The 9393-nt window shown below is 67.8% G+C and carries 10 protein-coding genes; 4 read left to right on the forward strand and 6 right to left on the reverse strand.

The window, feature by feature from the left end:
- Positions 1 to 25 precede the first annotated feature (25 nt).
- A complete protein-coding gene (locus DBR20_RS12370; RefSeq protein ID WP_108266376.1) occupies positions 26 to 400 on the forward strand; it encodes a hypothetical protein in 375 nt (124 codons plus the stop codon).
- Between the two features lie 82 nt (positions 401 to 482).
- Here the strand turns inward: DBR20_RS12370 and DBR20_RS12375 are convergent, their stop codons facing one another.
- A complete protein-coding gene (locus tag DBR20_RS12375; RefSeq protein ID WP_025879081.1) occupies positions 483 to 830 on the reverse strand; it encodes a RidA family protein in 348 nt (115 codons plus the stop codon).
- Positions 831 to 1023: 193 nt separating this feature from the next.
- On the opposite strand from DBR20_RS12375, the gene mprF reads away from it, so the two are divergent.
- Positions 1024 to 3588, forward strand: a complete 2565-nt coding sequence (gene mprF, locus DBR20_RS12380) for a bifunctional lysylphosphatidylglycerol flippase/synthetase MprF (protein ID WP_108266377.1) — start codon at positions 1024 to 1026, stop codon at positions 3586 to 3588.
- A gap of 126 nt (positions 3589 to 3714) precedes the next feature.
- On the opposite strand, the gene DBR20_RS12385 is transcribed toward mprF, so the two are convergent.
- From DBR20_RS12385 to DBR20_RS12400, 4 genes are all read right to left on the reverse strand, one after another.
- The gene (locus tag DBR20_RS12385) at positions 3715 to 5043 is read right to left on the reverse strand and encodes an AcvB/VirJ family lysyl-phosphatidylglycerol hydrolase (RefSeq protein ID WP_308812614.1); all 1329 of its coding nucleotides are present in this window, start codon (positions 5041 to 5043) and stop codon (positions 3715 to 3717) included.
- 96 nt (positions 5044 to 5139) lie between these two features.
- Positions 5140 to 5757, reverse strand: coding sequence for a DUF998 domain-containing protein (locus tag DBR20_RS12390; RefSeq protein ID WP_108266379.1), 618 nt, complete (start codon positions 5755 to 5757; stop codon positions 5140 to 5142).
- Positions 5754 to 5933, reverse strand: coding sequence for an oxidoreductase-like domain-containing protein (locus DBR20_RS12395; RefSeq protein WP_229980123.1), 180 nt, complete (start codon positions 5931 to 5933; stop codon positions 5754 to 5756). Before DBR20_RS12395 ends, DBR20_RS12390 begins: the two co-directional genes overlap by 4 nt.
- 49 nt (positions 5934 to 5982) lie before the next feature.
- A complete protein-coding gene (locus tag DBR20_RS12400) occupies positions 5983 to 6585 on the reverse strand; it encodes a hypothetical protein (protein WP_108266381.1) in 603 nt (200 codons plus the stop codon).
- A 228-nt stretch (positions 6586 to 6813) separates the two neighbouring features.
- Between DBR20_RS12400 and DBR20_RS12405 the strand changes: the two genes are divergently transcribed.
- Positions 6814 to 7971 (forward strand): tetratricopeptide repeat protein, encoded by a 1158-nt coding sequence (locus DBR20_RS12405; RefSeq protein WP_108266383.1) that lies wholly within the window; start codon positions 6814 to 6816, stop codon positions 7969 to 7971.
- A gap of 7 nt (positions 7972 to 7978) precedes the next feature.
- Here DBR20_RS12405 and DBR20_RS12410 read toward each other — a convergent pair whose 3' ends face one another.
- Positions 7979 to 8314 carry a zinc ribbon domain-containing protein YjdM gene (locus DBR20_RS12410; RefSeq protein WP_099818962.1) on the reverse strand — a complete coding sequence of 112 codons (336 nt, stop codon included), beginning with the start codon at positions 8312 to 8314 and terminating at the stop codon, positions 7979 to 7981.
- Between the two features lie 180 nt (positions 8315 to 8494).
- On the opposite strand from DBR20_RS12410, the gene DBR20_RS12415 reads away from it, so the two are divergent.
- Positions 8495 to 9393, forward strand: an 899-nt coding sequence (locus DBR20_RS12415) for an Hsp70 family protein (protein ID WP_108266382.1), incomplete at its 3' end; no start/stop codon positions are given.

The raw sequence follows: 9393 nt of genomic DNA on the forward strand, positions 1-9393 counted from the left end.
CGTCTGTCCTGCACGGAGCCTTGCCATGAACGCATCGGATTTCCCCCATCTGCACGCTTACCTTGGCCCGGCAGACGCCGACGAGGACACGCAACAGGCACCAGCCTGTGATCCCACCACGCTGGTTGCGACCTTGCGGCGTATCGGCAATGGCGCGGCGGCCGACGGCCAACCGTGGCCGGAACGGCATCAACTTCCCAGCCGGTGCATGGCCTTGGCCGATGCCGACTGCGCGCTGGCAGGGCTGCGCGTGGTGCAGGAGGTCATGCTGGCCGCCGAACTCGCCCGGCAGAATGGGGCGCCGGAGGAATACGTCGGCGACCGGGTCATGGAAGGCTTGATGCTGGCCTGCGTGGCCTTGTGCGCGCAGGCAAGCACACGGTTACAACCGCAGCCGTAACAGGCGTCGCAGCGTCGCCTCCCCGGCGAATGGGGTCAGATCCCTTTCCCGTTGGAAAACGGATCTGCCCCCTGCCCGGTCATTACGGCACGGCCGCCGTAACGATGATCTCGACCTTCCATTCGGCGTGCGCAAGCTTGGCTTCGACGGTGGCGCGGGCCGGGGTCGCGCCCTCCACCACCCACTCGTCCCACGCTTTGTTCATGCCCTCGAAGTCAGCCATGTCGGCCAGGAAGATCTCCGCACGCAGCACGTGCTGGCGGTCACTGGCCACCAGCGCCAGCAGCTTGTCGATCTCGGCCAGCACCTGCCGGGTCTGCCCGGTGATGTCCTGGCTGGTGTCTTCCGGAATCTGGCCGGAAAGGTAGGCGACCTTGTTGTACACGGTCATCTCGGACATGCGCGGTCCGACGTCGTAACGCTCCATCATGGGCGTGGCTCCTGCGGGTGGTCTGAACTGCATTCTCACCCAGCCGGCGTTGCAAGTGTGTGCCCGGTGCGGCCACTGAATACCGCCACCGGCGGCACAGCCGCACCGCTGGTCAAACCGCGCTGGCAGGCGCACGATGCGCGACGCCCTGCGTTGACACCGCCCTCGCCCCTACTGACGCACCCTTGCGCCGATGACCGCCCCTACCGATTCCGTCCCTGCCGCCGCTGCCCCGACCTGGAAGCGGGTCGTCACCATCGTCGTTCCGTTGTTGATCCTGGCGCTGGCCCTGCACGGGCTGGCCGGTGAATTCGATGAGCACGGCTATCGCGCGATCCGCCAGGCCTTCCGCCAGCTCAGCGCTGCCCAGATCGCGCTGACCGTGCTGCTCGGCCTGGCCAGCTATGCGTGCCTGATCGGCTTCGATGCAATCGGCCTGCGCCGCAGCGGCATCCGCGTGCACCCGGCGCGCATCGGCATCACCGCGTTCCTGGCCCACACCCTGGGCCAGACCGTGGGCTTTGCCGCACTCACCGGTGGTGCCGTGCGCCTGCGCGGCTATCGCAGTGCCGGCCTGGACCTGGCGCAGATCGGCCAGGTGGTGCTGATGAGCACGCTGGGCTTCATCTTCGGCGCATGGCTGCTGATCGGCGTGGCGCTGTGCATGGAGCCAGCCGCGGCCGCGCTTGCGCTGCCGCTGGACCCTTCCGCGGTACGCGTGGTCGGCATCGTCGCGCTGATCGCCTTTGCCGCCACCTTCATCCTGGTCGGCCGCGACGGTCGCCAGTTCCGCATCTTCGGCCATGGCCTGTGGCTGCCCGACCGACGCACCATGTTGGGTGTCACCGTGCTCAGCGTGGTCGAGCTGGTGTTGGCCAGTGCGGCGTTCTACGTGCTGCTGCCGGATTCCACGCCGACCGGCCTGCCCGGTTTCGTCGGCCTGTATCTGGTGGCCGTGCTGGCCGGCCTGATCTCCACCGTGCCGGCCGGCCTGGGCGTGTTCGAGTGGAGCCTGCTGAAGCTGCTGCCGCAGGTGGCGCCCGCGGCGGTGCTGGCGGCGGCGTTGATCTACCGCGTCAGCTACTACGTGCTGCCGCTGCTGCTGGCAACCGTGCTGGCACTGGCACCCGCGCTGCGGCAACCGCTGCAGGCCAGCGCAGGTGCAACCCGCGCCGGCTGGTATGCGCTGCGTCCGTGGTTGCCGCAGATCATCGCGCTGGCCGCCTTCAGCGTTGGCGCCGCGCTGGTCATCGACGGCACCCTGCCCACACCACGGCGGCACCTGATCAATGCCTCACTGCCGATCCTGGAAACCTCGCACCTGATCGGCAGCCTGGGCGGCGTCGCCCTGCTGTTGATCGGCCAGGGCCTGGCCCGCCGCAGCCACGCGGCCTGGATGCTGGCGATGGCAATCTGCGTGATCGCGCCGCTACCGATCTGGCTGCGCGGTGGCCAACCACTGATCGCGTTGTCGGCGTTGCTGGTGGCGATGGCGCTGTGGGCGGCGCGGCGCGAGTTCTATCGCCAGGGCGCGCTGCTGGACGAAGCCTGGTCGTGGCCATGGCTGCGCAACCTCGGCCTGGTGCTGGTGGCGGTGACGTGGCTGCTGTTCTTCACTTACAGCCACGTCGAATACCAGAACGAGCTGTGGTGGCAGTTCGCGGTGTCCGGCAACGCGCCACGCGCGCTGCGTGCGCTGCTGCTGGTGGCGATGGCACTGGTGATGTTCGGGCTGGCGCGGTTGCTGCACAGCACGCGCAGCCCGCTGCCGCCTGCCGACGACGCAACCCTGCAGGCGCTGGCACCGGTGCTGGCAGGTGCTGCCGATACCCAGGCCTGCCTGGTGCTGACCGCCGACAAGGCGGTGCTGCGCGATGCGGAACACAAGGGCTTTGTGATGATGCAGCGCTACGGCGGCTCGCTGATCGCGATGGGCGACCCGGTCGGGCCGCCCGAGGTGGCGCGTGCATTGATCTGGCGCTTCCGTGAGGAAGCCGACCGGCTCGGCCTGCGCCCGGTGTTCTACCAGGTGGGTGAAGCGTATTGGCAGACCTATCTCGATCTCGGGCTGGGTCTGGTCAAGCTGGGTGAAGAGGCCATGGTGCCGCTGCACGACTTCGGCCTGGAAGGCCGTGAGCGTGCCGACCTGCGGCAAGCCTGGAACCGCGGCAAGCGCGGCGGGCTGTCCTTCCGCGTTGCGCCGGCGGAAGAGATCCCTGCCCTGCTGCCACGCCTGCATGCCATTTCCAACGCGTGGCTGGACGACAAGTCCGGCGACGAGAAGGGCTTCTCGCTGGGCAGCTACGACCCGGATTATCTGGTGCGTTTCCCGATCGCCCTGGTCGAAGCCGAAGGCCGGATCGTGGCCTTTGCCAACCTATGGCAGGCACCGGCCGGCGCCGAACTGTCAGTGGATCTGATGCGCCACGTCAGCGACGCACCGAAGGGCACGATGGATTTCCTGTTCATCGAGCTGTTCCTGTGGGGCCGCGCGCAGGGGTATGCACGGTTCTCGCTGGGCATGGCGCCGCTGTCCGGTCTGGCCCAGCACCGCCTGGCCGGTCGCTGGAACCGCCTGGCCGGCCTGCTCGCACGACACGGCGAGCGCTTCTATGGCTTCAGCGGCCTGCGCAGATTCAAGTCGAAGTTCGATCCGCAGTGGCGGCCGCGCTACCTGGCCGCGCCCGGCGGCATGCACCTGCCGGCCGCGCTGCTGGATGCCACGCGCCTGATCTCGCTGGACCCGCGGCGGAATTGAGGTCACGATCCGCCGGGCATGGCCCGGCGCTACCTGCCGCCCGGTAGGTGTCGACCTTGGTCGACACGCTCCCTTCCGTGATGGTCCAAGCCGCAGCGCCGACCAAGGTCGGCGTCTACCAGGGGCCTACGCGCCGCCCTTGAGGATCACCTCGGCCAGGCGATCGTAGTCACCGCCGAAGTGATGGTCGCCCGGCAGCTTGACCTTGCGCACGCCGTCGTTGCCCGGCAGATCGGGGCACAACGCATCCTCGTCCTTGTCACCGTACACGCACAGGGTCTTGTCCGCCGGCAGCTTGGCTACTTCCGGCGCGATCGGCAGACCACCGCCGCCACCGCCCAGCCAGTTGCTGACATGGAATTCAAAGTCGGCGTTCTTGCCCACCGACAGCAGCACGATGCGCTCGAGACCGGCGCGGGTGCCCGCATCCAGCTGGTTGATGGTGGCCGGCAGCACATCGGCGCCCTGCGAGAAACCGATCAACATCACCTTGTCGCGCTGCCATTGCTGGCGGTAGTGACCGATGATCTTCTGCAGATCGACAGCAAATCCCTGCGGCGTGCGTTCGCTCCAGAAGTAACGCAGCGAATCGAGGCCGACCACCGCCACGCCATGTTCGGCCAGGGCACCAGCTACATCCTTGTCCAGGCCGGCCCAGCCGCCATCGCCGGACACGAACACCGCCAGTGTGTCACCGCTGCCCTGCGCCGGCACTTCCACTACCGGCAAACCCTTCAGGGCATCCGGCGGCGGTGCCAGCGCGACCCCGGCCTGCGCGCCGATCACCCGGGCGGCTGCCACCAGCCCCGGTGTCGCATCGCCAGCGACCGTGCGCTTGAATTCGCGTGCCATCGCAACCTGCTGCACAAACGGGCCTGCACTGTTGGTTGAACACCCCGGCGCACCGGCCGCGTTCAACCACGGGAAATTCAGATCACTGGGCTGCAGGCGGTCGTGCTTCACGCCATCGCCGCAGACCATTCGCTCGTGCGTGTGGGCCGGGCAGAAGCCCGAGGTCAACAGGCCGGCAAAGACCTGGGTGTCGGCCTGCGCTGCCAGCGCATAGGCCAGTTCGGCGCCTTCGCCGCTGCCGCCAACCAACGGCAGGTGATACCCCGGCAGATGCAGGAATGCCTGCACCCAACGCGAGAAATTCTCGACATCGCCCGCCCCGAACGCGCAGCTGCTGTTGCCTTCGCGCTTGAGCACGCCGCGCAGGTGGGCCACATCCACCGATGCGACCAGCGCACCATCGGCGCGCAGCGCTTCGATAGGCGTATGGCCAGCATCGGCGCCATCATGGAACCAGATCACCACCCGTTGTGGCGCCCCGGCCGGTACATGCACCGGTACCTGATCGAAGCGTCCGTGGCTGACCTGCTGCACAGCGGCCATCGCTGGCAACGCCGCCAACGCCAACACCAGCCCCATCGCCCTGCCCAGCCCTGCACGCATCGTTTCGCATCCCGTTGGAATGCGCACACGATACGCCGCCGCTGCGTGCACGGCACGTACCGGTACAGGCGTCCCGCAACACAGCAGGTGGTCGATTCAGCGGGTGCCGGCGGCACGCCCGCGGCGATACAGCGCCAGCGCCAGCCAGATCAACCAGCCGACGATCACCGCGATCACCAGTTTCTGCCCCAGCCCGCGCGGTGGGCCACCACGCCAGAGCACGTGCATCCACAGCAGCACGAAGGCCAGCCATGCCCAGCCCCACAGCAGTGCCGCACTGCCTCGCCAGCCCGGCTCACGGCGCAGGTACCAGGCCTGCAGCAGCATGCCCACGCTGGCACACAGGAAGGCGGTATTGGCGGCCAGCCCGTGGATCAGTGGCGCCAGCAACGGCGTTGCCTCGGGCAGCCAGCTGTCACCGATGGCAACGGTGGCCAGGCCGCCGGCAGCCACGCAGAACAACAACAGTGCCGCTGCGCTGCGCCGCGGCCCCACGCTGTACCGGTACAACGCGATGCCGAGCACGGCGATGGCCAGTGCCAGCATGCAGTAGGCCGTGCGTAGCGCCAGGCCCCACGGTCCATGCAGGTACAAGCTCAAGGTAGCCTTCACCCAATCCAGATCCGCGCGCGCGAACTGCGTCCACAACGCGGTTGCCACGAACAACAGCAGTGCCACCAGCGCCAGCATCGCGGCTGGACGGGCACGGCTCATGGGTCGGCGTCCGGATGCCGCGCCTTCCACTCAGCCAGCACCTTGCGGTAACGCTGCAGCTCCTCGCTGTACAGGTCGAGCACGCACAGCGGGCAGCCACTGCCGCAGCATTCGTTGGGGCCGGGTTCTTCCGGCGGCAGCGGACGGGGATCGGCAGGGGTATCGGAGACGGTCACGGCTGGAAACAACACCACGCGGTTGCAGGTGGATAGTGTAGCGGTGCGCTCAGGCGCCCAGTTGGCGACGCAGGTTGGCCCGCGCGGCAGCATCAAGCCGCTGGTCGAAAAAGTCGCTGAGGAAGATCCGCGGCGCGCGCAACAGCCCCTGCAGGAAGCGGCGGCGTCCGGCGCGGTACAGGAAACCGGGCACCACGCCCTTGTACTCTTCGGCCACGCCACGGTCGTAGGCGGAGAACACCGCTTCCGGCGCCGCCAGGATCGCCATGTCGCAATCCAGGAACAACGCGGCTTCGGCATCGACATCGGCCGGGCCCAGCTCGCCATGGCGGGCGGTAAGCAGGATCAACTGCTCGACCCGGCCGGCATCGACCGATGCCAGTTCCGGCGAGGCCGCGATGGCCTGCAGTGCCAGCGCGGCCGACTTTGCCTCGTTGTCCTTGCGCCCGGCCTGGTAGACCGCATCGTGGTACAGCGCCGCCAGATAGACCTCGGCCGGCTGCTGCCAACCCGGCCCCTCGGCAACCGCCTGGCAATGCTGCAGGACCGCGCGTACGTGGCCGAAGTGGTGATAGGCGCGCGGCGGCGTCGCATAGGCATCCTGCAGTGCCTGCCAATGCGCGGGAGCGAGGGTCAGCGGGGCGAAGTCCATGCGTGGATGATCCCGCCCTTGGCAACGCCGGGCAAGCTGGCTGTTTTTTCACCAGCATTTCACACGCCGCGCCAGGCAAGGCCCGGAGGCGGTTGTCCACAGGTTTGTCGCGCGCTGGTCCACACCGGCTGTGGATGATCGACGCGCTGATCGCCGATGGATGCGGACCGCCACATGCAGGTCTACACTGGCCGCAGGCGGGAGCGCCCGCCGCTGCCGGAAACCGTCATGCGCCGTCTTGCCGCTCGATGCTTTCTCCTGTCGCTGGCTGCGCTCGGCGCGCCAGCCCTGTCCGCGCAGGACGCGCCGGCTCCTGCGCCCGCCATCCCGACCATCTCCACCGTAAAGGTCACCGCCGCCAGCGTGCCGACGCCCGAACAAGTGTTCGCGATCCCGCCGGCGATGCGCGAGATGCTGCAGAAGCAGGTGATCAGCCGCAGCTACTCGCGTGACCAGCGCCTGCAGGCGCTGGTGGAAATGATCTTCAGCCAGCACGGTCTGGACCTGCAGTACGACGCCGATGCGACCTACACCGTCAGCGAGATCTGGCAGCACCAGCGCGCCAACTGCCTCGCCTTCACCCTGCTGTTCGTCACCCTCGCCCGTGAGGCCGGCATCCAGGCGCGGGTGCAGGAAGTCGGCCAGGTGGTGTCGTGGTACCAGGACCAGGACCAAGGCGTGGTCTACAACGTTGGGCACGTCAACGCCGGCGTGGATGTCGGCGGCCGCTACGGCACCGTCGACCTGGACCGCAACGTGCTGTACGACCGCCATGGGCCGCAGCCGATCGGCCGTGAGCGGGCGCTGGCGCACTACTACAACAACCGCGGCGCGGAGCATCTGGCCGACGGCGACCTGAGCGGGGCGCGTGCCTTCTTCGATACGGCGCTGGCGCAGGACCCCACATTCGCATCGACGTGGAACAACATTGGCGTGCTCGACAACCGCCTGGGTGACGACCAGGGAGCTCGCACCGCGCTGGACACCGCCCTGCGCCTGGACGGCCGCCAGAGTGCGGCGCTGAACAACGCCAGTGCGCTCTATCGCAAGCTCGGCATGACCGCGCAGGCGCAGTCGATGCAGAAGAAACTGCAGTCGGTGCAGCGCGAGGATCCGTTCGCGCAGTACATGCACGGCGCCCAGGCCGAACGTGCTGGCGACATGGACAAGGCGATCACGTACTACCGGCGGGCGGTGCGCCTGTACGACACCGCGCACCAGTTCCACTTCGGCCTGGCGCGGGTGTATTTCCTGACCGGCCGGCTGCAGCGTGCAGACCGCGAACTTCTGCGGGCGCAGGAACTGGGTGGTTCAACGCAGCAGGCCCGCTACCAGGCCAAGCTGGATAGCCTGGCCCGCTGGCGGGCGCAGCAGGCCAAGCGCTGAGGCGCGATCAGGCCTTCTTGAGGAAGCAGGTCTTCAGCACCAGCCCCTTGATCTTGTCCGAGTTGCCTTCGATGTGTTCGGCATCGTCTTCAACCAGGCGGATGTTGCGGATGACGGTGCCCTGCTTGAGCGGGATCGAAGAACCCTTGACCTTCAGGTCCTTGATCACGGTGACGGTGTCGCCGGTCTGCAGGGTATTGCCGTTGCTGTCACGCACGACCAGGGTCGAGCCAGCACCTTCTTCGGCCGTCCACTCGAAGCCGCAGTCGGCGCAGATCCACAGCGCGCCATCGGCATAGGTGTTTTCCAGGGTGCACTGCGGGCAGGCGGGAACAGAAGACATCGCAAGTACCTCAAAATGAATCAACAGCCGCCATTGTAACCGCCCGGCCTTTTCGTTCATTTTCCGGCGCCGGTCCGGCTGGGGTCTCGCCCGCCCCCGCACAGGGGAGGCACCGGAACTTGCAGCGCGCGGCAAACTCCAGCAGAGTGCGCGGCCCCTGATCGTCCCCGGACCTCCCCCATGCGCCTCGGCATCGACTTCGGTACCAGCAACTCCGCCGCCGCCATCGTGCGTGATGGGAAGCTGCTGCCGATCCGCTTCGGCGAGGCCGAACAGTTCCGTACCAGCGTGTACTTCCCCGGCGTGGTGCCCGACCCGGACGATTTCCAGCTCGACGCCGGGCAGGAACACGAACTGCAGCAGCTGATCGACAGCGCCGCCCGTGCAGCCCGCGCCGCTGGCCAGGAACGCACGCCACAGGCCCTGCGCCGCGAGGCATTGCGCGCCCTGCGCCGGGAGTGGATGGAGGCTCGCGCTGGAAAGGAACGCAGCGCCAGCGACCTGCTGCAGAACGCGGTCTATGGCGACGACGCGCTGGAAGCATATTTCGAGGAGCACGAAGGAAACCTCGTGCAGAGCCCGAAGTCCATGCTCGGCTACAACCTGCACCCGCGCGCGCGGCAGACCATCACCGGCATCGCCGCGCACATCCTCGAACACATCCGCTTGACCGCCAGCGCCCAGCTCGGCCAGCCGCTGCGCAGCGCCCTGCTCGGCCGCCCGGTGCAGTTCCGCAGTTCGATCGGCGAGGCCGGCAACGACCAGGCCTTGGACATCCTGCGCGAAGCGGCCAACCAGGCCGGCTTCGACCAGATCGACTTCCTTGAAGAACCCGCTGCCGCTGCCATGCATTACCACGCTGAAAGCAGCGATCGGCATCAGGCGGTGATCGTCGATATCGGCGGCGGCACCACCGATATCGCGCACGCCGAAGTGGGCGGCAGCGAAGCGCCACGCATCCATCGCGCCTGGGGTATCGCCCGTGGCGGTACCGATATCGACCTGGCCCTGAGCCTGTCCGGTTACATGCCGCTGTTCGGCCGTGGCATCACCCGCGTGCCCACCCACCACTACGTGGA

The sequence above is a fragment of the Stenotrophomonas sp. HMWF023 genome (genome assembly GCF_003060985.1).
GTDB lineage: Bacteria > Pseudomonadota > Gammaproteobacteria > Xanthomonadales > Xanthomonadaceae > Stenotrophomonas > Stenotrophomonas lactitubi.

What these genes read in the sequence shown, in the direction of transcription:
- DBR20_RS12370 (WP_108266376.1), top strand. Translation starts at nt 26, where the DNA reads ATGAACGCATCGGATTTCCCCCATCTGCACGCTTACCTTGGCCCGGCA.
- DBR20_RS12375 (WP_025879081.1), bottom strand. Translation starts at nt 830, where the DNA reads ATGATGGAGCGTTACGACGTCGGACCGCGCATGTCCGAGATGACCGTG.
- mprF (WP_108266377.1), top strand. Translation starts at nt 1,024, where the DNA reads ATGACCGCCCCTACCGATTCCGTCCCTGCCGCCGCTGCCCCGACCTGG.
- DBR20_RS12385 (WP_308812614.1), bottom strand. Translation starts at nt 5,043, where the DNA reads ATGCGTGCAGGGCTGGGCAGGGCGATGGGGCTGGTGTTGGCGTTGGCG.
- DBR20_RS12390 (WP_108266379.1), bottom strand. Translation starts at nt 5,757, where the DNA reads ATGAGCCGTGCCCGTCCAGCCGCGATGCTGGCGCTGGTGGCACTGCTG.
- DBR20_RS12400 (WP_108266381.1), bottom strand. Translation starts at nt 6,585, where the DNA reads ATGGACTTCGCCCCGCTGACCCTCGCTCCCGCGCATTGGCAGGCACTG.
- DBR20_RS12405 (WP_108266383.1), top strand. Translation starts at nt 6,814, where the DNA reads ATGCGCCGTCTTGCCGCTCGATGCTTTCTCCTGTCGCTGGCTGCGCTC.
- DBR20_RS12410 (WP_099818962.1), bottom strand. Translation starts at nt 8,314, where the DNA reads ATGTCTTCTGTTCCCGCCTGCCCGCAGTGCACCCTGGAAAACACCTAT.